This is a genomic window from Microbacterium arborescens (assembly GCF_030369635.1).
Taxonomy (GTDB): Bacteria; Actinomycetota; Actinomycetes; order Actinomycetales; family Microbacteriaceae; genus Microbacterium.
Window position 1 is genome coordinate 550,824 of sequence record NZ_CP128474.1, and the last position, 24,738, is coordinate 575,561.

At 71.6% G+C, this 24,738-nt stretch carries 17 protein-coding genes; 6 read left to right on the top strand and 11 right to left on the bottom strand.

From position 1 onward, the window contains the following. Positions 1 to 202 precede the first annotated feature (202 nt). Positions 203 to 4,093: an RICIN domain-containing protein gene (locus QUC20_RS02575; protein WP_289330850.1), complete on the top strand. Its 3,891-nt coding sequence runs from the start codon at positions 203 to 205 to the stop codon at positions 4,091 to 4,093. Positions 4,094 to 4,286: 193 nt separating this feature from the next. Here the strand turns inward: QUC20_RS02575 and QUC20_RS02580 are convergent, their stop codons facing one another. The 8 genes from QUC20_RS02580 to QUC20_RS02615 all read right to left on the bottom strand — a co-directional run bounded on the left by QUC20_RS02580 (position 4,287) and on the right by QUC20_RS02615 (position 14,438). Then, positions 4,287 to 6,545, bottom strand: a complete 2,259-nt coding sequence (locus tag QUC20_RS02580) for a beta-galactosidase (RefSeq protein WP_289330851.1) — start codon at positions 6,543 to 6,545, stop codon at positions 4,287 to 4,289. Positions 6,546 to 6,553: 8 nt separating this feature from the next. Then, positions 6,554 to 7,525, bottom strand: coding sequence for a serine hydrolase domain-containing protein (locus QUC20_RS02585; RefSeq protein ID WP_120263501.1), 972 nt, complete (start codon positions 7,523 to 7,525; stop codon positions 6,554 to 6,556). Between the two features lie 48 nt (positions 7,526 to 7,573). Then, positions 7,574 to 9,013, bottom strand: coding sequence for an aldehyde dehydrogenase (NADP(+)) (locus QUC20_RS02590; protein ID WP_289330852.1), 1,440 nt, complete (start codon positions 9,011 to 9,013; stop codon positions 7,574 to 7,576). 25 nt (positions 9,014 to 9,038) lie between these two features. Then, positions 9,039 to 10,157: a mandelate racemase/muconate lactonizing enzyme family protein gene (locus QUC20_RS02595; RefSeq protein ID WP_289330853.1), complete on the bottom strand. Its 1,119-nt coding sequence runs from the start codon at positions 10,155 to 10,157 to the stop codon at positions 9,039 to 9,041. Then, entirely contained in the window at positions 10,154 to 11,053 is a 900-nt protein-coding gene (locus tag QUC20_RS02600) for a 5-dehydro-4-deoxyglucarate dehydratase (RefSeq protein ID WP_289330854.1), read from the bottom strand. Before QUC20_RS02600 ends, QUC20_RS02595 begins: the two co-directional genes overlap by 4 nt. Then, a complete protein-coding gene (locus tag QUC20_RS02605) occupies positions 11,050 to 11,985 on the bottom strand; it encodes an NAD-dependent epimerase/dehydratase family protein (RefSeq protein ID WP_120263498.1) in 936 nt (311 codons plus the stop codon). Before QUC20_RS02605 ends, QUC20_RS02600 begins: the two co-directional genes overlap by 4 nt. Then, the gene (locus QUC20_RS02610) at positions 11,982 to 13,316 is read right to left on the bottom strand and encodes a Gfo/Idh/MocA family protein (protein WP_289330855.1); all 1,335 of its coding nucleotides are present in this window, start codon (positions 13,314 to 13,316) and stop codon (positions 11,982 to 11,984) included. The genes QUC20_RS02605 and QUC20_RS02610 overlap by 4 nt, the downstream gene beginning before the upstream one ends. A 129-nt stretch (positions 13,317 to 13,445) precedes the next feature. After that, positions 13,446 to 14,438: a LacI family DNA-binding transcriptional regulator gene (locus QUC20_RS02615; RefSeq protein WP_289330856.1), complete on the bottom strand. Its 993-nt coding sequence runs from the start codon at positions 14,436 to 14,438 to the stop codon at positions 13,446 to 13,448. Between the two features lie 176 nt (positions 14,439 to 14,614). Between QUC20_RS02615 and QUC20_RS02620 the strand changes: the two genes are divergently transcribed. Continuing rightward, a complete protein-coding gene (locus QUC20_RS02620; protein WP_434543663.1) occupies positions 14,615 to 15,589 on the top strand; it encodes a M24 family metallopeptidase in 975 nt (324 codons plus the stop codon). A gap of 112 nt (positions 15,590 to 15,701) precedes the next feature. After that, the gene (locus QUC20_RS02625; RefSeq protein ID WP_289330858.1) at positions 15,702 to 17,099 is read left to right on the top strand and encodes a glycoside hydrolase family 30 protein; all 1,398 of its coding nucleotides are present in this window, start codon (positions 15,702 to 15,704) and stop codon (positions 17,097 to 17,099) included. Between the two features lie 109 nt (positions 17,100 to 17,208). Here QUC20_RS02625 and QUC20_RS02630 read toward each other — a convergent pair whose 3' ends face one another. Further along, a complete protein-coding gene (locus QUC20_RS02630) occupies positions 17,209 to 18,489 on the bottom strand; it encodes an ABC transporter substrate-binding protein (protein WP_289330859.1) in 1,281 nt (426 codons plus the stop codon). 152 nt (positions 18,490 to 18,641) lie between these two features. After that, positions 18,642 to 19,799, bottom strand: a complete 1,158-nt coding sequence (locus QUC20_RS02635; protein WP_289330860.1) for an acetylxylan esterase — start codon at positions 19,797 to 19,799, stop codon at positions 18,642 to 18,644. A gap of 121 nt (positions 19,800 to 19,920) precedes the next feature. On the opposite strand from QUC20_RS02635, the gene QUC20_RS02640 reads away from it, so the two are divergent. Then, positions 19,921 to 20,853 carry a carbohydrate ABC transporter permease gene (locus tag QUC20_RS02640; protein ID WP_120263493.1) on the top strand — a complete coding sequence of 311 codons (933 nt, stop codon included), beginning with the start codon at positions 19,921 to 19,923 and terminating at the stop codon, positions 20,851 to 20,853. Beyond that, positions 20,843 to 21,760 carry a carbohydrate ABC transporter permease gene (locus QUC20_RS02645; RefSeq protein ID WP_120263492.1) on the top strand — a complete coding sequence of 306 codons (918 nt, stop codon included), beginning with the start codon at positions 20,843 to 20,845 and terminating at the stop codon, positions 21,758 to 21,760. Before QUC20_RS02640 ends, QUC20_RS02645 begins: the two co-directional genes overlap by 11 nt. A 17-nt stretch (positions 21,761 to 21,777) precedes the next feature. On the opposite strand, the gene QUC20_RS02650 is transcribed toward QUC20_RS02645, so the two are convergent. Beyond that, positions 21,778 to 23,736, bottom strand: coding sequence for a DUF6807 family protein (locus tag QUC20_RS02650; protein WP_289330861.1), 1,959 nt, complete (start codon positions 23,734 to 23,736; stop codon positions 21,778 to 21,780). Positions 23,737 to 23,959: 223 nt separating this feature from the next. On the opposite strand from QUC20_RS02650, the gene QUC20_RS02655 reads away from it, so the two are divergent. Then, positions 23,960 to 24,703 (top strand): hypothetical protein, encoded by a 744-nt coding sequence (locus QUC20_RS02655; RefSeq protein WP_289330862.1) that lies wholly within the window; start codon positions 23,960 to 23,962, stop codon positions 24,701 to 24,703. Positions 24,704 to 24,738: the final 35 nt, after the last annotated feature.

The window sequence follows — 24,738 nt, forward strand, 5'->3', positions numbered from 1 at the left end:
CCCGCCAAGCTCGGAGAATCGCGCGTTCCTCGGGCCGTTCGCGACATTCGCTCCGACTTTTGCGTGATCGTCCGAGTTTCGTCGTGAGGAACGCACCATTGCACCCGCGCACAGGAGTCGCTTAGGCTCGCTGTTGACGTCAACATGTTTACGTCAACATCACCCCCTGAGGTCGCATCGGAGCGACCGGATAGGAATGACGATGAAGTCAGCTCGACTGTTGTCGATGACCTGTGCCGCTGCGCTCGCGGCCGGCGGACTCACCGCCGCGGCGGCTGCCACGCCCCCGCCGGCGCAGGCAGCGGGTCCCGCCGCCGTGCGCATCACCCCGAATCCCGCCACCGCCTCCGAGAAGCCCTTCGAGGGGTGGGGGACGAGCCTCGTCTGGTTCGCCAACGCGACCGGCGACTATCCCGAGGACGTCCGGCAGGACCTCTTCGACGCCGTGTTCGGCGACGACGGGCTGAATCTGAACATCGCGCGGTACAACATCGGCGGCGGCAACGCCTCCGACGTCCCGCCCTACCTGCGACCGGGCGGTGCCGTGCCCGGGTTCTGGAACCCCGACCTGCAGGCGACCGACGACGAAGGTGCGATCACGTCGACCTTCGCGGACCGTGACCGCTACCGGGATGCCTGGGATCCCGACGACCCGGACGCCTACGACTTCTCGCAGGACGCGGCGCAGCGCTGGTGGCTCGAAGCCCTCAAGGACAAGGTCACGCACTGGGAGGCGTTCAGCAACTCTCCGCCGTACTTCCTCACGCAGAGCGGCTACGTCTCGGGCGGCATCAACGACGCGACGAGCGAGCAGCTCGCCCCTGCCGACATGGACAAGTTCGCCGGCTACCTGGTGAACGTCGTCGATGAGCTCGAGCGTGCCCACGGCATTTCGTTCGACACGATCGACCCGTTCAACGAGCCCAACACCAACTACTGGTCCACCCAGATCCCCGACGGCGCGACCTGGCCCACCGGCGGACGTCAGGAGGGTGCGCACATCGGTCCGCAGGCGCAGGACGCGATGATCACGGCCCTCGCCGAGCGCCTCGCGCAGCCGGGGACGAACACGGATGCCGTGATCTCCGCGATGGACGAGACCAACCCCGGCATCTTCGCGACCAACTGGAACACGTGGTCGGCGCAGGCGAAGGACCTCGTCGACCAGTTGAACGTGCACACCTACGGCACCGGTGGGCGCCAGGTCGTCCGCGACATCGCGAAGGCCGCCGACAAGCCGCTGTGGATGAGCGAGGTCGAGGGCAACTGGACCGATCGCAGCAAGGGCTTCGTCACCGACGACATCGAGAACGGCCTCGGCATGGCTCAGCACATCGTCGGCGACCTGCGCGAGCTCGAGCCGGATGCCTGGGTGTTCTGGCAGCCGGTGGAGGACCTCTACAACATGGAGAAGGTCGAGAAGCTCAACTGGGGCAGCGTCTTCATCGACTTCGACTGCAACGCCGACGGGCAGTCCGAGCGTCGGCTCCGCGACGGTGACGCCGACCCCTCCTGCAAGGTGCTGACGAACGAGAAGTTCAACACCGTCCGCAACTTCACCCACTACATCACCCCCGGCGACCGGCTGATCGCCACCGACGACGCGCAGTCGACCGCGGCGATCGACGCGGACGGCGAGGGCGCCACGATCGTGCACGTCAACGCCGAGGCCGCCGACCGCACCGTCGAGATCGACCTGAGCGACTTCGGCACGGTGGCCCCCGGGGCGACGGTGACCCCGATCGTCACGACGCAGTCGACGGCGGCGGAGCCCTCGGTCAACGCACTCCAGCAGGGGCAGCCGGTCGCCGTGGATGCGGCATCCCGCACCGCCACCCTCACGGTTCCCGCCAAGTCGGTCGTGACCTTCGTGATCGACGGCGTCTCGGGCGTCTCATCGGATGCCGCCGCCTTCCGCGACGGCGAGACGGTGCAGCTCACGGGCCTGCAGAGCGGGCTCGCCCTCGACGGCAGCTCGACTCTCGCGGTCCGTTCGCTCGCCACCACGGCCGAGGCCGCCCGCGGACAGGCCTGGACCGTCCGCACGATCGAGGGCGCGGGCACCAACCGCCACCGCTTCACGTTGCAGAACGGTTCGGGGCAGTTCCTCGCTTCGCGCGGCACGGCCACGGCGCTCGTGGATGCCGACCCGGCGGCAGCCGCGGCCGATCCCGCACTGCAATGGATGGCCTCGACGACGGACGGTACGTACTACTCGGTGCTGAACGTCGCCGCGGAGCGCGTCCTCGACGTGAACGGCGGCAGCACGACGTCGGGCGCCGCAGTGGGCCTGTGGACCTCGAACGGCGGCGGGAACCAGCAGTGGCGCATCGCGAGCACGAGCGTGGTGGGCACCGAGCCCGTCACGGTCGCCACCGCGGTCGGCGTCGCCCCGACTCTGCCCGCGACCGTCGATGTGCGCTACACGGGAGGGATCGTTCGCACGGCGCCGGTGACCTGGCAGCTCGATGGGGTCGACTTCTCGCGCGCCGGTTCGGTGGAGGTTCGCGGCACGGGAACCGAGCTGTTCGGCGGCTCGTTCGACGCCACCGCGACGGTCGAGATCGGCGCATACACCGCGACGCGGCCGGCATCCATCACGGTGCCCGCGGGGAGTGCCCTCGACACCGTCAGGAGCATGGCCGACACCACGGTGCAGGCTGAGCTGCGCCCCTCGGGAGCTGGCTTCTCGGTCCCGGTCGAGTGGACGTGGGACGGCATCGCCGACGACGCGTTCGCGGGGCCCGGAACGGTGTCGGTTCCCGGCGTCGCGACCGGCCCGAGCGGTGAGAAGCTGGATGCTCGCCTGACGGTGATCGTCACGGTGGCGTCCGAGCGGAACGTCGCCCCGGAGAGCACCCCGAGCGCGACGTTCACCGAGAGCGCGCAGTACGACGTGCGCAACACGATCAACGGCAGCTCGGCCGACAAGGGCTGGTCGAACTGGCGGTCTGGCACGAAGAACCCGCAGGACGCACTGAGCTACGTCCTCGCGCAGCGCGAGACCCTCACGCGTGTCGCCGTGCAGTTCTACCGTGACGGCAGCTCCCTGAGCTGGCCCGCGACCATCCGGGTCGACCACCGTGTGAGCGGCGGCGACTGGATCGGGGGTGATCTCGTCACGGTGCCCGAGCTCGCGACGGGTGCGCCTCGCGTCGAGGTCCCGGTCGCGGGCGCCGCAGACGAGGTCCGCGTCGTGATGAACGCTCGCCCCGACACGCACATGATCGTGTCGGAGGTCGAGATCTTCGCCGCAGCGCCCGCGCCGGCCGGAGTCGCGGATCTGGCACGCCTCACGGTCGGTGACGAGCCCGTCGACGGCTTCTCGCCCGACACGCTCGAGTACGCCGTCACCTCGACGGGGTCGGCGTGGCCTGTGCTCCATGCGGTCGCGGTCGACGAGGACGCCACGATCGTCGTGACCCAGCCCGGCGAGGAGGGGGCCGGCGACGCGCAGCTGATGGCGGCGGATGCCGCGGCAGCGGCCGATGACGTGGTCAGCAGTGCCGGGACGGTGACCGTGACGGCTCCCGACGGTGCCTCGCGCACGTACTCGGTGACGGTGAGTCGCGCGGTCGGCGTCGAGACGCCGGTGGTGTCGGGAGAGCCCCGCGTGGGTTCGACCGTGCGTGCCGTGGCCGCCACCGATCCGGCGGACGCGGCATCCGGGTACGTCTGGATGCGGGACGGAGTCGCGATCGACGGCGCCGTCGGCGACAGCTACGCGCTGGCCACCGCCGACGAGGGGCGCGAGATCTCCGTCGAGGTGATCGCCGAGGCGCCCGGCTTCATCGACGGCAGCGCTCGCTCGGCGGCGATCGTTCCGACCGCCCCCGTCGTCGATCCCGGAACGGGCGGCGGCACGGACGGCGGCACCGACGGCGGTGCGGGAACGCCGGGCTCGAGCTCAGGCTCGGGTGGTGTGTCGGCGGGCGCGAACGGCTCCGCTGCCTCGAGGGACGCCCGCGACCTCGCGCGCACGGGAGGCGATGCCGACATCGCCGCGACGGTGTTCGGCGCGCTCGCGCTGCTTATGCTCGGCGCCGGAGCGCTCGTGCTCCGTCGCCGTCGCGTCGGAGCCCGAGACGCCTGAGCGCCTGAGGGCCTGACGGCGGAGGTCGTGCCGATCGGCACGGCCTCCGCTTCGTCGCGACGCAGCCCCCCGGTGTCGCCGTCTTCGGAGAATCGCACGCTTCTTGGAGCCTCAGCCCGCGCAGCATCCGGTTTTCGCGTCATTCTCCGAGCTCGCGTACCTCGCCTACCTCGCCGGGCGCTGCCGGACCGCCTCAGGCGAGCCGTTGCCAGGGGCGCAGTCGCACCGTGGCTCGGAGGGATGTCGCCGCAGCGTCGGCTCGCCGTGACACCGCACCGGCGGCGAGGGCGATCGTCGAGGCGGGAGACAACGCCAGCACATCGACCATGATCTCGCTGGTCGCGGTCGCTCCGGCATCCCGCAGCGACAGCGACCAGCGCGTGCCGTCCCAGAAACGATCGTCGACCACGCGGCCGTCGACCACGACCCGTCCGATGTCGCCCGCCCAGTCGAGGTCGAGCGCGGCATCGGCTTCGGGATCGAGCGACGCCGCGGGGAGGTGCACCCGGTAGCGGGCCGCCCGCTCGCGGAACGCCTCGGCCGACGGGGCGCGGTGGCGCGGTCCGCCGAAGCCGTAGTCCGCGGGTGGCGCGTGCGGCTCGCGCAGCAGCTCGACCGACGCGCGCTCGCTCCCCGCCGCGGGCGGGGCCGATGCGTCGGCCGCGACCGTGGCGGTCGACCACTCCCGGGCGTGCGGGTCGTACCGCTGGGCCTCGACGGTGCCGCGCCCGAGGGTGCCGTCGGCATCCCAGGCGAGCTCACCGTCGGTCAGCCACAGCTCGGGGTGTGCGCCCGGTCGCACCCAGAGGCGGTCGGCATCGGACGCGGGCAGCACCACGACGTCGACGTCATCGAAGCGGATCGGGCGGTGCCCGGGCGTGACATCACGCGGCGCATCCCCGCCGACCGCGATCTCGACGGGGATGCCGTGGTCTTCGATGAGCACCAGCGTGGGGCGTGGCGCTCCGGTGAGGACCGTGACGAGGGACGCCGTCGCCCAGGCGATGCGCGCCCGCCCGACCGCGAGCCCGACGGGCCATCGCGCGAGAGTTCCGGCAGGCACCGTGACCGGCCGGGACGGGAAGACCGTCTCGGTGTCGCCGCGGACCACGCGCAGCTGCACGTCGGTCGCGTCCGTGACCTGGTCGAACGGCTGGTGGTGCGAGATCACGACGATGCCCTCGTCGGCCGCAGAACGGAGCGCCCACCGCAAGGTCGTCCCGTCGTCGAGCGACGCGGGGCGGACGTCGGGAAGCGACGACGACATGCCGGACAGGCGGTCGCCGAACGCCGAGAGGAAGGCGTGCTGAGCGCGCAGCAGCGGAGCCGATTCGGCGAGGTCGCCCGACTGCCCGATGGGCGCGTGGAAGTCGTACCCGAACTCCGGCATGTCGTTGGGATATCCGGTGTCGATCGTCTCCTGCAGGCCGGGACCCGGGTTCCGGCCGCCGACGAACATGTAGTACCCCTGCCATGCGGAGCCGTTGCCGATCTTCACGTGCGCGAGGGCGGCCACGTCGCGCCCGGCCAGGACCGGACGCCGGTGATACGCCGTGGCCATGCCTCCGCCCAGCTCGCACGTGGCCGGTGGGAAGCCGTGCAGATCGGCCGTGGCGCTCGCCGCGGCGAAGCCCTGGCTGGCCCGGACGTCCGCGCCCACGCCCGGGTCGTCCCAGTCGTGCGAGGGGAAGTAGTGCGCCCGGAACGTCGGGTCCCACGGTGCGCCGGGATCGACCCAGAAGCCGTCGGCGTAACCGCCGAAGACGGGCAGCACGTCGCCGTCGGGGAGCATCGCCCCGCCCCAGGCCGTCGCCGTCCACAGGGGTGCCGACATGCCCGCCTCGCGGGCGAGGCGCTGAAGGGTCACGAGGTGCTCGGGTCGGTCGTAGAGCTCGTTCTCGAGCTGGATGCCGATGACCGGGCCACCCGGCTGAGCGCGGCCGTCGAGGGCCGTGGCGAGCTGACCGAACCACTCGCGGACGAGCTCGAGGTACGCGGGGTCGTCGCTGCGGTGGGCGACCGGCATCTCCTGCACCCAGTCGGGGAAGCCGCCGTGGCGTGCCTCGCCGTGCGCCCATGGCCCGATCCGCAGCATGACGTCGAGTCCGGCCGCGGCCGCGTCGTCGATGAACGCGCCGATGTCGAGGTGGCCGTCGAAGCGGGGCCGTCCGCGCTCGGCGACGTGGTGGTTCCAGAAGGCGTAGGTCGAGGCGACCGAGACGCCGGCGGCGCGCAGCTGCCGCATCCGTTCGGGCCAGCGACGTCTCGGCAGCCTGCTGTAGTGCACCTCACCCGACACCGGCACCCATCCCTCGCCGTGGCGGTACAGGGCGCGATCGGTGACGGAGATGCCGCGGGCGCGCTCGCGGGGAGCGGGCAGCGGCGCGGGCCGCTCGGGGTGGGGCCAGGCGACGTGGCGGACGGTCAGCGGCGCGGTCACGGGCGCGGTCACGGGCTCGATCACCGTGCTCCGATGATCGCGTTGTCGAGTTCGTCGATGTCGACGCCCGGGCGCATCGCGCGGTTGGTCAGCAGCACCCACGCGATGCCCGCGCCCGGGTGGACCCAGAACTCCGTTCCCGCCCAGCCGCCGTGGCCGTAGGCGTCGCGATCGATCAGCCCGGGAGCCCGGGTGCGGAGGTTCCAGGCGAGCCCCCAGTCCTGGCCGCGCTCGGCCGGGTAGGGCTCCAAGCGCGGGATGTCGCCGGTGAGGGGTCGCAGCATCATCGCGAGGGTCGCGGGTGAGAGGATGCCGTCGCGGGCGCCGGCGTGGATCCGCAGCAGTTCGGTTCCGAGGGCGAGCAGGTCGTGCGCCCGTCCGGCGAGGCCGGCTCCGGGGTTGCGCTGCGCGGCGAAGGCCGCCATGTCGGCGCCCGCTCGGGCGGCATCCGCGATCGGTGCCGTGCCGTCGAGGTCGACGGACAGGCCGTCGGCGCCGATGCCCGACGCCCAATCGGCGATGTCATCGTGCCACGTGTGGCCGTTCACGCTCTCGACGAGCGCCGCGACACCCTCGAACGCGAGTGTGGAGTACCGCGAGGCCGTGCCCGCGGAGAAGTCGCGGCCGCGGGTCAGGAGCTCGGTGCGCAGCGGCACGCGGGTGTCGAGCGGCGGTTCGCTGATGCCGCTCGTGTGGCTCACCAGGTGCGAGAGGCGAACGGTGTCGTCCCGATCCTGGCCGAAGTCGGGCAGGGCGCGGGTCAGCGGCGTCTGCAGGGTGAGCCGGCCGCGCTCGATGGCGCGCGCGGCGGAGATGCCGAGCAGCGGCTTCGTGATCGAGAAGAGCGCGTACCGGTCGTCGACGTCGGCGGCGACGGCGTCGAGGGCGAGGATGCCGCGCGCGTCCGCGATGCCGACGACCGCGGACGGCAGCCGGCCGTCTCCCACATGTCGACGGGCCCAATCGAACGCAGCGGTGAAGCTCGAGGTCATCGCGCCAGCCTACGGGAAGCGTTTTCCGTCCGCGAGGAGCCCGACCGGCTACGGGAGCGCGAGCACGCCGTTGCGACGGTGCGGGATGCCGGGCAGTGCGTCGTCGCGCAGCTCGCGCGGCAGCAGGGCGGAGGGCGCGTCCTGGAAGACGAGCGGGCGCAGGAAGCGACGGATGGCGGTGGCTCCGACCGACGTGTGCAGGGAGGTGGTCGCGGGCCACGGCCCGCCGTGGTGCTGCGACCAGGTCACCGCGACACCGGTCGGCCACCCGGCGAACAGCACACGGCCGGCACGCTCCTGCAGCAGAGCGAGGGTCGCGGCGACATCGTCGGCCGGCTCGGAGTGCAGGGTGGCTGTGAGGCTTCCGGGCACGGCGGCGAGGGCTGCGCGGAGGTCGTCCTCTCCGGTGTACTCGACGAGGAGGGTGACGGGGCCGAAGCACTCCTCGAGGAGGACCTCCGGGCGGGCTGCGACGGCCGACACGTCCGACACGAGCACGACGGGGCGTGCCCCTTCGCCCGCGACGCCCTCCGCCGCCACGCGCACCGACGCGTCGGCCTCGAGCGCTGAGATCCCGGACGGGAAGGCCTCGGTGATGCGGTCGGTCAGCAGCGGGCCGCCGGTCGCGCCGGCGGCTGCGCCGGCGACGGCCTCGACGAATCCACTGCCGCGGGGCACGAACACGACGCCCGGCTTGGTGCAGAACTGGCCCGCGCCGAGCGTGAACGAGGACACGAGTCCGCGGGCGAGCTCGTCGCCGCGGACCACGACGGCCGCGGGCGTGACGACCACGGGGTTCACGCTGCCGAGCTCGCCGTAGAACGGGATCGGATCGGGGCGCCCCGACGCGAGGTCGAACAGGGCGCGTCCGCCCGATACCGAGCCGGTGAAACCCGCTGCTCGGACGAGAGGATGCTGCACGAGCGCGTTGCCGGCCTCGCGGCCCTCGACGAGCGCGAACGAGCCCTCCGGGGCGCCCGCACCGCGGAGCGCTTCGGCGGCGATCTCGGCCGTGCGGCGCGAGAGCTCGGGGTGCCCGGAGTGCGCCTTGACGATCACGGGGTTGCCGGCGGCGAGGGCCGAAGCCGTGTCGCCGCCGCACACCGAGAAGGCGAAGGGGAAGTTCGACGCCGAGAACACCGCGACGGGTCCGACCCCCACGAGCATGCGGCGCAGCTCGGGGCGGGGCGGCGTCGCGGCGGGGTCGGCGTCGTCGATCGTGATCTCGCGGAAAGACCCCTCTGTCACGACAGCGGCGAACAGCCGAAGCTGTCCCGACGTACGGCCGACCTCGCCCCGCAGGCGCGTCTCGCCGAGGCGGGTCTCGCGATCGGCGATCGCGACGAGCTCGTCGGCGGCCCCGTCGAGGGCGTCGGCCAGGGCGCGCAGCCAGGCGGCGCGGGTCGCGGCATCCGAATCGCGCCAGATCGGGGCTGCCGCTGCCGCGGCGGCGGTCAGTTCGTCGATGCGATCGGGGGTCGTGGTCATCGCTGTTCCTCGTCGTGTTCGGTGGTCAGGCGTCGGTGATCGACGGATCGGTGATCGACGGATCGGTGAAGCGCAGGCCCAGGCCGAGATGGTCGGCTTCGCGCAGTCGGCCGCCGACGATCACGACAGGACAGGGGTCGCGCAGGGCGCCGAGTTCGGCGAAACCGGCGTCCTCGACGTCCTCCACCCAGGGCTCGGCAGCACCGCCGGGGAGGGTCAGCGCCAGCTGACCCGACAGCTCCGGCAGCAGGTGCGGGTGCAGTTCGGCGCCGGCATCCTCGGCGACCGCGGCGATGCGCTGCAGCGGCGTGATCCCGCCGACGCGCACGACGTTGGGCTGGACGATCTGCGCGGCGCCCCGCCGCAGCATCTCGGCGAAGCGGTAGGCGGTGTGCAGGTTCTCCCCGACGGCGATCGGAATGCGCGGCCCGCCGCCGAGCCGACGTGCGAGCTCGGCGTGACCGTCGATGTCGTCGGCGCGCAGGGGCTCCTCGATCCAGCCGGGCTGAACCTCCGCGAGGACCTCGATCGACCGCGTCGCGCGGTCGAGCTCCCAGCGCTGATTGGCGTCGATCATCAGGCCGCGGTCGGGTCCCAGCACCGAGCGCACGGCGCGGAGCCGGTCGAGGTCTTCGGCGACGTCCGCCTTGCCGACCTTGATCTTCACCGCGCTGAATCCCCGGTCGACCCATCGCTCGACCTGGGCGACGAGTTCATCGATCGAGTAATGCAGGTTGACGCCGCTGCCGTACACGCGCGCGCTCTCGCGCCGCCGCCCGATCAGCGTGGAGACCGACGAACCCGCTGCGCGTGCCGCGGCATCCCACAGCGCCAGGTCGAGGCCCGCGAGCGCGATCGTGGTCACGCCACCGCCGCCGGCCTCGTGCACGTGCTCCCAGAGCCCCTGCCACGCGTCACCGGGGTCGGCGGATCGGCCGACCGCGGCGGGGGCGATGTCGTGGCGCAGGAGCGCGAGCACCGCCTCGGCGCCGATCTGGGGTGTCCAGGCGAAGCCCCAGCCCTCGGCGCCGTCGCTGCGGCGCAGGTGGGTCGCGATGACGCCGACCGAGGTCACATCGGCGGCCCACGGCCGGGTGAGCGGGATCCGGATCAGACGCGCGTCGAGGGCTGCGATCGTCGTCACAGCAGGGCGCGTCCGGCGTCGAGGATGGCCGCGAGGCGGCGTTCCTGATCGGCGGTGGGGTCGACGAGCGGGGCGCGCACGCCGCCGACGGCCTGGCCGCTCAGACGCAGCCCCGCCTTGATGAGCGAGACGCCGAAGCCGGGCGTCTCGTCGCGCAGCGCCACGAGCGGGGCGTAGAACGCGTCGAGCAGTGCCAGGCGGCGCTCTTCGTCGTGCTCGATGTAGGCCCGGTAGTACGCGTTCGCGACCTCGGGGACCATGGCGAAAGCAGCGGACGAGTACAGCGGTACGCCGATGCCGCGGTACGCGGCCTGGGTGAGCTCGGCGGTGAGTAGCCCGTTGAAGAAGGCGAAGTCGTCGCGACCGGTGGCGGCGATCGCGCGGACGATGAGCTGCGTCGCGCCGATGTCGCCCGTGCCGTCCTTGAAGCCGACGACCCGCGGGTTCTCGGCGAGGCGGCGCATCGACTCGGGGGTGAACTGCGCGTTGGCGCGGTGGTACACGATCACGGGCAGATCGGATGCCGCAGCGATCGCCTCGATGTAGGCGACGAGTCCCGCCTGCGGTCCGCCGACGAGGTACGGCGGCAGGGCGAGCAGGGCGTCGGCCCCGGCGTCGGCGGCTGCGCGAGCCGTCTCGAGGGCGTGGCCGAGCGGACCGCCGGTTCCGGCGACGACGGGAACGGCGCCCGCGACGCTCGCGACCGCGGTGCGGACCACGGCGGCCGCCTCGGCGGTCGAGAGCGCGTGGAACTCGCCCGTCCCGCAGGCCGGGAACACGCCGCCGGCGCCGTGGCGGACGCCTCGGCCCACGTGCGACGCCAGCAGGTCGTGGTCGACGGCGCCGGAAGCGTCGAAGGGGGTGACGGGGAAGAAGAGGATGCCGTCGAAGTTCATGCCGGCACGTCCTTTCGGGTGTCGGTGAGGGAGGGGTCATCGGCCAGGGCGTCACGCCACGAATGACGCGGCGCCCAGCCGAGCAGACGCCGCGCCTTCTCGTTGGAGAAGGCGGGAGTCGTGCCGGTGAGAACGGCGGCGACCTCGTGCGTGCCGGGGTGGAAGCGGGGGATGAGCTCGGCGAGCGGGTGGCGTGCGAGGGCGTCGTCGGCCCCGACGAAGAACGTCTCGGCATTCGGGATCGTCGGCAGGGCGGCCAGGAGAGTGTCGGCGAACGAGGCTACGTCACGTGCGTCGACGTAGTTGAACAGCGCAGGCGCGGCGAGGGCCGGGTCGTCGAGGCGTTCACGGACGGTGTGGCCCTGCTGCGTCGGCGCTCCGCGCCACTCTTCGGGCGCGATGACATAACAGGGGCGGAACGCGGCGAAGCGCACGGCGTCACCGGTCTGCCGGTGCAGCATCCGCATCGTCTGCTCGATGACGAGCTTCGACAGCGCGTAGCTGTTCCACGGGCGGGGCGGGGTGTCTTCGTCGAGGGGGAAGCGGTCGGGCACCCAGCCGCGCGGCGCGCCGTAACCCAGCACGGTGGGGCTGGAGGCGGCCACGACCCGGGGGATCCCGGCGGTGACCGCCCCGCCGAGCACCGAGACGGCCAGCGCGGCGTTCGTGCGCATGATGACGTCTTCGGGGGCGCTGAAGGGAACCGCGATGGCGGCGAGGTGGATGACCGCGGTCGCGCGCTGCGCGCGGAGTGCGGCGGCGGTGGCCTCGGCGTCGAGCAGGTCGATCGCGAGCTGATCGGCGCCCTGGAGCTCGGGGGCGTCGGAGACCGCGCGGTCGAAGGACACCACGCGATGGCCCGCGGCGACGAGGCCGCCGACGAGGCTGCGACCGAGGCGGCCCGCGCCGCCGGTGACGACGACCCGGCTCATGGGCGGCGGTCGAGCAGGCGGATGCCGAGCTCGGAGGTGTGCACGGGAAGCCCCGAGGCCAGCGACAGGTTGCCTGCGATGCCCACCGCGATCGACCGCACGCCGTCGGCCCACCCGGCGGGCCGGGCCAGCGGGTCGTCGCCGGGGCCGACGAAGACGTCGGCGAGCAGCAGCTCGTCTCCGCCCCCGTGGCCGCCCTCGCCCGACTCGATCGGGATCTCGACGGCGTCCTCCCAGTGTCGCTGGACGATCAGCCGCTCGCCCTGCGGGCGGAGCGAGACCGGGCCCCCGGCCTCGACCGCCGAAGGGTCGAGCACGGGGTGCAGACCCTCGTCCTCGAGGACGGCGCCGCGCTCGACGACCTCGAGCTCGGCGCGGCCCTCGGTGCCGTTGACGGCGACGCGGTATCCCTCCCACGGGGCGTGGGCGTTGAGCGAGTACGACATCGTCGCACCGCCGGCGTAGTCGACGACGAGTGCGAGGTTGTCCTCGATCGTGATGCCCGCGCCGAAGACGTCGCGATCGCGCAGGTAGCCGTCATGGCTCTCGGCCTCGAGGTACAGGGCGCGCAGGCGATCGTCGTCGCGCAGGTCGAGCTCGAACGGGTCGTGGCGTCCGTCGTGCGTGCCGCGCAGGGGGCGCTCGCCGAGTTCGCGGGCGCGGGCGTTCTCGGCCCCGTAGAAGCGCAGGCCGCCGGAGGCGAAGACGCGGCGCGGCTCGTCGCGGATCCACCAGTTGACGAGGTCGAAGTGGTGGCTCGCCTTGTGGACGAGCAGCCCGCCCGAGTGCACCTTCTCGCGGTGCCAGCGGCGGAAGTAGTCGGCGCCGTGCTTCGTGTCGAGCATCCACGAGAAGTCGACCGAGGTCACCCGTCCGATGCGGCCGTCCTGGATCACCTGGCGGAGCGCGCTGTTGCGCGGCGAGTAGCGGTAGTTGAAGGTCAGCACGACCGAGCGGCCCGTGCGCTCGACGGCATCCTCGATCGCGGCGGCGCTCGGCGCGTCGATCGTGAGTGGCTTCTCGACGACCACGTCGGCGCCGGCGTCGAGCGAGCGGACGATGAGCGAGGCGTGCAGGTCGTCACGCGCGGTGATGATCACTCGCTCGGTCTCGGAATCGCGGACCATCCGCTCGAGGTCGTCAGGCGACCACAGCGTCGGGGCCGGCAGGCCGCGCGCGATCAGCTGGTCGCGGTAATGCTCGGCCCGCACCGGGTTCGGCTCGCAGATCGCGACGAGCTCCGCCCGATCGGCGTGCGTCCCGGTGATGGCGTCGACGTACATCTGGGCGCGGTGTCCCGCGCCGATCAGGGCGTAACGCGTGCGGGTCATGGCTCTCCTTCGTGCCAAGAGCTGAGACGCCGCCGATATGGGAAAGCGCTCTCAGGAAACGTTTTCTCAGCGTAGCACGAGCCGCGTCGCAGGCGCGAGGGCGCGATGCGCAGCGCGAGGGCGCGGAGCTCAGGCGGCCGGGGCTCCGGTGCTGCCGCGCACGATGACCTCGGGCGAGACCGTGACAGCCGGGTCGGGCGTGCGGCCCTCGAGGAGATCGTGGAGCGCCGACCAGGCTCGAGCGCCGAGCTCTCCCATCGGCACGGCGGCCGTCGTGAGCGCGGGGGAGGTGTAGCGGGCGAAGGGGATGTCGTCGAAGCCGGCGATCGAGAGCCGGCCGGGAACGGGGATGCCGCGCTCGGTCGCCGCGCTCAGCAGGCCCATCGCCGACAGGTCGTTGAAGGCCAGCACCGCCGTCGCCCCGGATGACAGCACGTCATCGAGGGCGCCCGCTCCGCTGGCGAAGTCGACGCCGGCGGGGATCTCGACGATCTCGCAGTCCGGCAGCTCCCGCCGCGCGTCCTCGAGCGCGGAGAGTCGCTGCCCGCTCGAGGCGCTGCGTGCTGCGCCGGCGAGGTAGGCGAATCGGCGGTGGCCCTGTGCGTAGAGATGATCGATGATCGCGCGCAGCGGCGTCCGGTAGTCGGCGGCGACGCTCGGGGCATCGCCGGTGCGGTTGACCAGCACGACGGGTGCGACGTCGGCGACGACCTCGGCGAGCTGCTCATCGCTCATACGCGGCGCGCACAGGATCAGTCCGTCCGAGCGTCGACGAGACTCGAGCGCGAGCAGACGCTCTTCGTCGACGTGCTCGTCGGAGTCGGCGATGAGCACGTGGTACCCGTCGGCGACCGCTGCCCGGCTGAGGCCGCGCAGCATCCCCTGGAACGTCGGGTTCGCGAGGTCGGGCACCACGACCGAGATGGTCTGGGTGCGCCCGAGCACGAGGCTGCGGGCGAGCGGATTGGCCGAGTACCCGAGCTGGGCCGCCGAGGCCCGTACCCGCTCGGCAAGGGCTGGGTCGACGGTGGCGTTGCCGTTCATGACGCGCGAGACGGTGGCCAGCGACACGCCCGCGTGCGCGGCGACGTCGGTGATCGTGGTCTGCTTCGCTCCGGCCATCGTGCCCCCGCCCTCTCCGGTCCGGCCATACTATGCGAGGAAACGTTTTATGACAGGAGACGATGATGTCTGCGACGACCGCCGCGCGAGCGGTTCCCCCGGTGTCGACGGCAGAACGCGAGGTGAAACGCCGCCGCCTCGTCGCGGTGCGGGAGGATGCCGGCGCGGCAGCGCTCGTGCTCACGTCGCACGAGGCGCTGTCGTGGTACCTCGGCGGAGCGCGTACGCACGTCTCGCTCGCGGGCCCGCCCGTTCTGGCCGTGCGTGTCGCCGAGGACGGCGACACGCTCTTCGTCTCGGCGAACGAGGCCGACCGTCTGATCGCCGAGGAGCTCGACGCGGCCGGTGCCGCACGGGTCGTGCGGGTGCCCTGGTACGAGTCGGTCGTCGCCCGAGCCGGTGCCGGCGACGGCGGCGACCGTGTGGTCGGTGAGGCGGAGGTCGGGGTGCAGCTGCGAGCGGCGCGAGCCGAGCTGGTTCCGGAGGAGGTCGATCGCTATCGCGCGCTCGGTCGCGACGTGGCCGAGACGCTGACGGATGTCGCTGCCGGGCTCTCGCCGGCGACATCGGAGCGCACCGCGGCATCCGCGCTCGCCGCCGAGCTCGTCGAGCGTGGGATCGACCCGCTCGTGCTCCTCGTCGCCGGGCACGCGAGGCTTCCGCACCGGCACCCGCTGCCGACCGAGGCGGCCCTCGGTGACCGGGCGATGCTGGTCGTGTGCGGCCGGCGGCACGGGCTGATCGCCAACGCGACCCGTTGGGTCGGCGCAGCCGGCGCCGACGACGACCGCATCCTCGCGGTCGAGGCAGCGTTCTTCTCGGCGACGCGTCCCGGGACGCGGCTCGACGAGGCGTTCCGCGCGGGGTGCCGGGGTTATGCGCAGGCGGGGTTCGCGCCGGACGAGTGGGAGCGACACCACCAGGGCGGTCCGACGGGCTACGCGGGGCGCGATCCCCGGGCGACCGCCGAGACGCGCGACATCGTCCGGTCGCCGCACGCGTTCGCCTGGAACCCGAGCGCGCCCGGTGCGAAGGTCGAAGACACGGTGCTCGTGTCGGACGCGGGTGTCGAGGTTCTGACGGTCGATCCGCGCTGGCCCACCACCACCGTCGGTGGCCTCGCCCGGCCCGTGGCGCGTCCGTTCGGCTGACGGCGCGTCTGGCGTCCGGCGCCCGTCGGGTTGCGGGGCTGCCATGATGGCGGGAGAACGCAGTGTCGCGTCGTCATGACGCGGGGCGTTCGCCTCCACCCGAAAGGCCCGCATGTCCGAGACCGCCGCAGCCCTCGACCGCCGCATCAGCTGGGTCAGCACCGATCGCGAGCATGCGTGGGTCGAGATGCCCGCGCCGCAGTTCGCGCCGTTGACGGGGATGCCCAACCTGCTGTTGCGCACGGACCGCCGGTACCAGACCGTCGAGGGGTTCGGTGTCTGCTTCAACGAGCTCGGCTGGCGGGCGCTGTCACGTCTGGGCGAGGCCGATCGGGCCGAGATCTTCGATGAGCTGTTCACGCCGGGTCGGGGCACGGGCTTCTCGGTGTGCCGGATGCCGGTGGGCGCGAACGACTTCTCGACCGATTGGTACTCCTACGACGAGGTCGCGGGAGACTTCGGGCTCGAGCACTTCTCGATCGAGCACGATCGCGCGTCGCTCATCCCGTACATCCATGAGGCGCTGCGGCGGCGGCCGGATCTGAAGCTGTGGGCATCGCCGTGGAGCCCGCCGTCGTGGATGAAGACGAACGGTCATTACGCCGCCGCGCTGCCGTGGCGGGGAAGCGACGTCGACAACGGCCTGCGGCCCGACCAGGTCGGTGTCGAGGGCACGGACATGATGATCCAGGAGCCGCGCTATCTGGACGCGTACGCGGAGTACTTCGCCCGATTCGTCAAGGCCTACCGTGCGGAGGGCATCGACATCTCGATGGTCATGCCGCAGAACGAGTTCAACTCGCCACAGGTGTTTCCGAGCTGCACGTGGACGCCCGAGGGGCTGGCCCGATTCATCGCCGTTCTCGGGCCCCGGATGCGGGAGCTGGGCGTCGACGTGTTCTTCGGAACGCAGGAGCGTCCGGCGCCGGAGCACCTCGCGACCGTGCTCGCCGAACCGGATGCCGGGCCGTTCATCTCGGGCGCGGGATTCCAGTGGGCAGGCAAGGGCGCCATCGCCGATGCCCATCGGATCGCGCCTCACCTGTCGCTCTACCAGACCGAGCAGGAGTGCGGGGATGGCCGGAACGACTGGCGTTTCGCGCGTTACACCTGGTCTCTCATGAGGCGCTTCTTCGAGGCCGGCGCCAACGCGTACACCTACTGGAACCTCGCTCTCGACGAGGGAGGAGTCAGCCGGTGGGGATGGGCGCAGAACTCCCTGGTCGTCGTCGATCCCGCGACCAACGGATTCCGTTACACCCACGAGTTCTTCGTGATGAAGCACCTCGCGCACCACGTGCAGGTCGGCGCGACGCGCATCGATGCATTCAGCTGGACGGGTCACGAGAACCAGCTCGCATTCGAGAACCCGGACGGCTCGATCGTCATCGTCATGCAGAACGACCTCGCGGACGAGATGCCGGTGACCATCGCCCTCGACGGTGCGGCGTTCGACGTGGTCCTGCCCGCGGACTCGTTCAGTACGATCCGCATCGCCGCCCCCGCCTGACGCTGACCCGACGCGAATAGTCGTTTCCGCGTCGGGTTCGGCGCCGTTCGCGTCGGCTCGCGCGCCGGGATGTCGGACGGGGGGGGGGGGGGGGGGCGAGTGGTGCTCGTCAGCTCGCGTCGAGCGCGGTCTGCACCTGCGAGACGAGCTCCGAGGCCGCCTCGGCGGGGGTCGCCTTGTCGAAGGTGACGTCGTCGAGCAGCTTCGTGATGATCGGGCCGAGCTGCGAGGTGGGCAGCGCCAGCGGGTTCTGCGCCGCCCCGCCGGCAGCGGAGAGGCGATCGATGAAGGCGACCTGGGCCTTCTCGGAGTCCGTGAACTCGGGGGTGATCGCCTCGAGCACAGCGGGCGTCGCGGGGATGCCGAGGGTGAGCTTGTTGAGGGGCCCGGCTTCGTCGCTGTTGAGGAGGAAGTCGATGAGCATCGCCGCTTCGCGCGGGTGCTTCGACTTCGACGAGACGGCGTACTGGACGGTGGGCTGGATGACGAGGCCGACCTTGCCGGCCTTGTCGCCCGGCACGTTGAGGATCTGAAGATCCTGACCGGATGCCGTGGCGTAGATGCCGGTGAAGTTGAGCGGGGCGAACGCCATGCCGATCTTCCCCTGGCCCATGAGGCTCTGCTCGAGGGAGGCCGACGCATCCTCGGACGCAGTCGACGCGTCGGGCGACCCTCCGCTGGCCTGGAGTTCCTTCGCGAACGTGAAGAACGCGTTCGCCGTCTTCTCGCTGACTCCGAACTCGCCGTCGGCGGTGTAGAGGTCTTCGCCGTTCTGGCGGGCGAAGGCCATGAGTGACTGGTCGTTCGCGATCTGCGCCGACCCGTAGACCCCGTCGCCGCTCTTCTCGGAGATCTGCGTGGCGATATCGATGTAGTCGTCCCACGTCCACGTCGTGTCGTCGGGCAGGGGGACGCCCGCCGCTTCGAACACCGCAGGGTTGACGATGATGCCGCGTGAGCCGACGCCGGTCGGTAAGGCGTAAAGCTTGCCGTCGATGATGCCCGCGTCGAGTGATCCGGGTGTGAACGAGTCCTGATCGACGTCGGATGAGATGTCGGCGATCGCGTTCTTCGCGACGTAGAGCGGGAGGGCGTCGTAGGTGATCTGCAGGGCATCCGGGGCGCCGCCGCCGGCGACCTGGGTCGCGAGCTTGTCGTAGTAGCCGTTGTACTCGCTCGGCTCGCCCGCGACGGTGATGTTCGGGTGGGCCTTCTCGAAGAGCGCGATCTGCTCGTCCTTGATGGCGTTGAGCTCGTCGCTGCCCCACCAGGCGAAGCGCAGGGTGATCTTCTCGTCGTCGCCACCGCCGGTGCCTGCGGCGCAGCCGGACAGCGAGACCGCGATCGCGACGCCGGCGGCGGCGAGGGCGAGGAGTCGTCGGTTGTTCATGGGAGGTCCTCTCGGGCGGGTGCGCCGCGGCGTCGGCGTCGACGTTCGCGGGAAGCGTTTTCTCGTCAGCGTCCCTCGATCGTGAGAAAACGCTTACTGACGGACGTTAACGCTCGCCCACCGCAATGTCAACGATGTGCCCCGAGGCGATCTCAGGCGCCGAGCCGGTCGGCCAGGAAAGCGCGGGCCTCGTCCTGCATCTCCCGCGAAGAGACGTGCCCCGCATCGTGGAACGAACCGGCGTACCCCGCCGACCCGACCAGAGCAGCGTCGGCGGCGCGCATCCCCGCGGCGGGGAACAGCGGGTCGTGCCGTCCGTACTGCACGAGCACAGCTTGTCCCTCGCGCGGTCGAGCAAGATCCGGCCAGTCTCCGGCCACCCGGATGCCAGGGCTGTGCAGCAGCCATGAATGGGTGTCGATCTCGGCGGGGACGAGCGAGGCGAAGGTGGCCATCATGCAGGTGACGACGGTCGCGGAGATGCGCCGGTCGAGGGCGGCCGCGAGCACCGCCCGTCCGCCGCCACCCGACAGGCCGAACACTCCGAGTCGGCCGGGGTCGACCCCCGGCATCTCGGCCAGGACGTCGAGCGCCGCGAGGTCGTCGCTCGCGACGGCTCCGGCGAGGCTCGCCCCGAGCATCCCGGCGGCCTTGGCGAGCGAGTCCTCGTGCAGTGTCGAGATCGCATCGAACCGGTCGTCGGCGCTCGGGTCCTCACCGCGTTCGCGCCAGAGCGCTTCGCGGGCCGCGATGTGCTCGGCCAGGCGCGGCGTCGGCTGCGAGAGATCGAATGCGCGGCTGCCCCACGAGAACGTGTCGTGCACGAGCACGGCGAACCCGGCGCGGGCGAGGTCGTTCGCGGGCGCCCGACCGTCGTAGATGTCGCGTCTCAGCCTGGCGGCGGTCGGGTGTGCGGGGCGGTCGGTCTCGACCAGCTGTTCCGCCCCGACCGATCGGACCCCGCCGTGGCAGTGCAGCCCGAGCAGGCCGGGGAGGGGGGAGCGGATGCCGGCCGGGCGCAGCAGCCAAGCTCGGGTCCGCGGCCCGTACGGGAGCTGCCAGCTCACCTTCGAGCCGTCGACACCGCCGCTCGACCAGGTGTGCTCGACGCGGATACCGTCGGCGACCGGGCGCCGCACGCCGAGGACGTGGGCGAGCGTGTCGCCGCGCTCATCGCCGGGCCGATGCGGTGCAGTGCGCTCGAGGTATGCGGGCCAGTCGGTGTAACCGGTCAGGGGCCCGGCGGGGTGGGATGCGGCGTGTGCGGCGCCGCCGTCGGCGAGTGCGGGCGAGGGGTCAGGCGACGTCATCGTGGCTCCGATCGAGGGGACGCTTGTGTGTCCACGTCGATAGTGTATCTTCGCAGAAAGCGCTTTCTGAGCGCTCGGCATCGCTCGACGACGAAGCGATGGATGTGTCGAGGAGGACCGGATGAGCGCCATCGGCGAGCTGTCCCGGCTGCGGCGTCCCGCAGGGCGGGCTGCGCGGGAGAAACCGCGCGACACGAAGGCGGCGATGGTCTTCCTCGCACCGTGGCTCCTCGGTCTCGTGCTCGTGACCGTGCTCCCGATCGCGGCGTCGCTGTACCTGTCGTTCACCAAGTACGACCTGTTCAACGCCCCCGAGTTCATCGGGATCGACAACTACGTCCGCATGGCCCAGGACCCGCGCCTGGCGGCATCCCTCGGCGTCACCTTCGTGTACGTCCTCGTCGGCGTCCCGCTCGCCATGGGTGCGGCCCTCGGCATCGCACTGCTGCTCGACAAGGGGCTGCGCGGCCTGGCGTTCTACCGCTCGATGTTCTACCTCCCTTCCCTGCTCGGCTCCTCGGTCGCGGTGGCGATCCTGTGGAAGCAGATCTTCGGCGTCGACGGACTCGTCAACCAGTTCCTCGCGATCTTCGGCATCGAAGGCCCGGGGTGGATCTCCAACCCCGACACGGCACTGTCGACGATCATCCTGCTGAGCGTCTGGGGATTCGGCGCGCCGATGGTCATCTTCCTCGCGGGCCTGCGCCAGATCCCGGTGATGTACTACGAGGCCGCGGCGATGGACGGCGCGGGGTCCGCCCGGCAGTTCTTCTCGATCACGCTGCCGCTGCTGAGCCCGATCGTCTTCTTCAACCTCGTGCTGTCGATGATCGGCGCCTTCCAGGCCTTCACGCAGGCGTTCATCATCTCGAACGGATCGGGTGGGCCGTCCGACTCGACGCTCTTCTACACGCTGTACCTCTACCAGAAGGGGTTCACGGCGTTCGACATGGGCTACGCCTCGGCCATGGCCTGGCTGCTGGTGGCCATCATCGCGGGCTTCACCGCCGTGAACTTCGCTCTCTCCAAGCTGTGGGTGTTCTATGACGACTGAACTGATCACGACCGCCGATCGCAGGAACGCCCGCGAGCGTCAGCGTGCGCGTCGGCGCGAGGAGCTCGGCCTCGGACGTCGGAGCCGGGCGGGCGCGCTCGCGCGGCACATCTTCCTCATCGCGACGTCGCTGCTGATGCTCTACCCGCTGCTGTGGATGATCGTCAGTTCGCTACGGCCCAACGACGAGATCTTCCGCCTCCCGGGCCTGTGGCCGCTGTCGTTCGAGGTCGACAACTACATCCAGGGATGGAACGCGCTCTCGCCCTCGTTCGGCACCTACCTGTGGAACTCGCTCGTCGTGGTCGCGGGGTCGATCGTGGGAAACCTCGTGTCGTGCGCGATGGCCGCCTATGCGTTCGCCCGGCTGAACTTCCACTTCAAGCGCACGCTCTTCGCGATCATGCTCGTCACGATCATGCTGCCCGTGCACATCGTCATCGTGCCGCAATACATCATGTTCAGTCAGCTCGGGCTCGTGAACACCTTCTGGCCGCTGATCCTGCCGAAGGCCCTCGCGACCGACGCGTTCTTCGTCTTCCTGATGGTGCAGTTCATCCGCGGCATCCCGCGTGAGCTCGACGAAGCGGCCCGCATCGACGGCGCCGGCCATGCCCGCATCTTCCTGCAGATCCTGCTGCCGATGATGACCCCGGCGCTCGCGACGACCGCCATCTTCACGTTCGTGTGGGTGTGGAACGACTTCTTCGGGGCACTGATCTACCTCAACAACCCCGACCTGTTCACCGTGCCGCTCGCGCTCCGCCAGTTCATGTCGGCGCAGGGGGCCTCGAACTTCGGCGGCATGTTCGCGATGTCGGTGGTCTCGCTCGTGCCGGTGTTCCTGGCGTTCCTGTTCGGCCAGCGCTTCCTCATCCGAGGCATCGCGACGACCGGCATCAAGTAGCTGCCGGTCGCGCGGGGTCAGGCGAGGAGCGCGCCGACCTCCGCGTCGGTCACACGGCCGTCGGCCACGAGCAGGCGGTAGGCGCGCCGGACCGGGGCGTCGGGGGATGCCGCCACCGCGCGGTCCCACGCGAGCGCTGCGCCGATGCCGGGGTAGCCCGCGACGCGGACGAACCACGGATCCGCGGCAGACACCTCGTCGGCGGCCGCGAGCGCCACGGTGGCTTCGGCGGGTGCGCCACCGGTCGGTCCGGCGAAGGCTGCCGACCACGCGAGCCAGGGAGCGATCGTCCCGTGCACCGCCTCTTCGCCGCGAGCCGAGGGCGTACGCACGTCGACGTCGCCGCAGGCGGGGAGGCGCCAGGCGAGACCGCCGTAGCCGCCCCCGACGCGTCCGTTGCTGCCCGGCCCGCCCAGCATCACGGTGCGATCGCCCGCCGGCGACAGCTCGAACGACAGGCCGATGACGGCGGCGCGATCGTCGCGGTGGGTCACCCGCAGCTCTCGCCGTTCGCGGACGACGACGCTGCCGTCGGGACCGATCCAGCGCAGGTCGAGGGCCGCGCCATCGTCGAGCTGCTCGACGCGGGCGATCTCGATGCGTCCGTGATCGCCTCGCCAGATGTAGTCCTCGCCCGGCGTGTAGGTGCGGCCGCCCCAGAAGTTGGTGCCGTCGACATCCTGCAACGCGACGCTGACCCCGAGATGCCAGTCGTGGTCGGCGGGATGATGATCGGTCACGACGACGCCGCCCGGTGTGCGCAGCGGATGCAGGTAGGGGCGCGGGCTCGACGAACGCGCTGCGTCGGCACCGTCGACCAGCTCGGCGAGCGGCGAACCGGTACCGGGCAGGGTCAGCACGACCTCGGGGGCCGTGCGACGCGCCCACGGCAGGTGCAGCTCGCCGAAGGTCGCCTCGGCGTCGACGGCGCGGATGATCGTGTCCTCGATGCCGTCCACGACGAGCCGGCGCGCGGGGCCCTCGCCGCGCGCCGTCACGAACGCGGGGTCGATCTCGTGCGGCGCGGTGCGTCCCACGGCGTCGATGACGGCGACGAAGGCGCCCGATGCCGACAGGGGAGACAGCAGGGCGACGCCATCGTCGCGGTGATCGAGGAGGTTTTCGAAGAGGTCGTCGCGCTCGAAGTGCTCGCTGCGGCCGTCGACCTCGACGACGTCCTCCGTGTAGAAGAAGCGTGCCGTGCGGCGGCGTCCGTGCACCTCGACGTACGGGTCGACCTGTTCGTCCGCGCACAGCGTGAGTCCGGCGGTGACGCGGATGCCGCGGGTGGTCGACACGCGCAGCAGGCTCGTGTCGTCGCCCTCGATGGCGTTGGCGCGGTAGAGGTCGGCGGCGACCTGGGTGATGTCGGCGACGGCGGTCGTGCCGGCGATCGCGAGCGCGGTGGCGGTGGCGTGGGCGAGCGGGTTGGTCGTGACGCCGTCGACGACGGCGACGCCGTCGAGCTCGCGGCGTCCGGCCCAGCGGCTGCGCTCCCAGTACGCGCGATCGCGCGCCCAGAGGCCCACTGCCCCGATGGCGCGGACCGGACCGAGGTCGAAGCGGTCTTCAGCGAAGGCTCGGAGCGCCCGTGATCCGAGGCTCTGGAAGCCGACCTGGATGCGCGCCCCCGAATGTGCGGCGGCGTCCTCGAGCACGCGCAGGTCGGCGAGCGTCAGGACGGGGGGCTTCTCGAGGTACAGGTCGATGCCGCGGCTCACGACCGTGCGCGCGAGTTCGAGGTGCGTGTGCAACGGGGTGGCGACGATGACGACGTCGATGTCGTCGGTCGCCGCGAGCAGCGAGGTGAGGTCGGGGAAGACGCGCGTCTCGGCAGGCAGGGCGCCCGGTGCCGGCGGACGGGGGTCGGCTGCCGCGACGAGCCGCACCCGATCGCCCAGGCGGCGGAGGTTGTCGAGGTGCACGGTTCCGTAGCCGTGGACACCGACGAGGGCGATGGTGGTGGTGCGTGGCATCCGATTCTCCTGACGTCGCTCCCATCATGTCAGCAAGCGCTTTCCGTCGCCCCATCCCGCGCCATTGCGGCGGGTGTTCCGGTGCGTGGCTCGGCGCTCCGGTCGGAGGCGGCGAAGCGACACCATACGGCAGTCGGCGCGGACGGTCGATGGGGAGGGCTGCCCACGTCGCGGCGGACCCGCGCGCGTTAGCGTCGAGGCACATCGATCCGAGGAGACCGCCATGGCATCACCCGCATCCCGCATTCCGCACGCTCGGCTGCGCGCCGGTCTGGTCGTCGCAGCCCTGGGTCTCGCGGCGTTGACGGGCTGCACTCCGTCCGCCGAGCAGGGCGGCGAGTCGCCGAGCGCGGCGGACACCGCGACGACCGCACCCTCGACGGCGGCGACGGCGCCCGCGGCGGCATCCGGTGCCCTCGATCGTGATGAGCTCGCGGGTCTGTTCAGCGGCATCCAGTTCCGCGCCGCCGAATACGACTCGATCGCGGCGATGCTCGAGTCGATCTATCCCGGGCTGACGGTGTCGGATGCCGCGTGCCTCGCGCCCTTCGGGGCCGGGTGGGAGTCGGCGGGCGACGCCGTGGAATGGGGCACGAGCAACGATCGGTCGATGACGGCGGTCGTGGCGTCGGCGGCCGACGACGCGGCTGCCAAGGCGCTCGTGGCACAGGCCGAGGAGGCGATCGCACGTTGCGCGAACGGGCAGGAGCTGTTCGCCATGCAGGGCGTGCCCGTGACGACCGCGGTCGAGCCCTTCGACGTCGCCGTGACCGGAGCGGACGACGTGCGGGGGTGGCGCGTGACGGGAGACGTCGGCGGCTCGCCGTTCACCCTCGTCGGCGCGACCGTGCGCACGGGGCAGAACGTGCTCGCCCTCGTGGGCTGGGACCCCGAGACGAGCGCGGACTACGTGCCGCAGGCGACGCAGCTGTTCGTCGATCGCATCGCGAGCGCGACCGCGAACTGATTCGCGCCGAGGGGTGTGCCGCCGCGTGGTGTGCG